Genomic DNA, 593 nt, shown 5'->3' on the forward strand with positions numbered 1-593 from the left:
CGTACTGGTAATGTTTCTGCCGGGACTTCTGCATTTGCTATGGTTGTACTGGAAAAAGATTTGTCCAAAGTACATCCTGAAGTTGATCTTGTAACTACACCTGCAGGAAATTTAGTAGCAATGGCTCACTCTAATAATTGTTCTTCAGATATAAATGCATGGGTTGGATTATTCGAAGAATTTTCCAAAGTGATGGGGCTTAATGTGGATAAAAATAAGTTATATGAGACTTTATTTAAGGCGGCCCTACAAGGAGAATTGGATGGCGGTGGCCTACTATCCTATGGCTATCTTTCCGGTGAGCACATGACTCATTTTGAAGAAGGTCGCCCGTTGTTTGTTCGTTCTTTGGGCAGTAATTTCAATCTAGCTAATTTCATGCGAGTTCATTTGTTTTCAGCATTTAGCGCAATGAAGATAGGTATGGACATTCTACTAAACGAAGAAAAAGTCAAGCTTGATGAAATTTTAGCTCATGGTGGAATGTTTAATACAGGAGGTGTAGCACAAACTATTTTGGCTGCAGCCCTTAATGTTCCTGTTTCTGTTATGGATACAGCAGGAGAAGGTGGTGCATGGGGAATCGCCTTGCT

1 protein-coding gene is annotated in these 593 nt (G+C 40.3%); it reads left to right on the top strand.

Annotated features, from left to right (window positions below):
• Positions 1-593, top strand: a 593-nt coding sequence (locus ACIFOT_RS15595) for an FGGY-family carbohydrate kinase (RefSeq protein ID WP_430066074.1), incomplete at both ends; no start/stop codon positions are given.

The organism is Neobacillus sp. NRS-1170, from assembly GCF_050468025.1.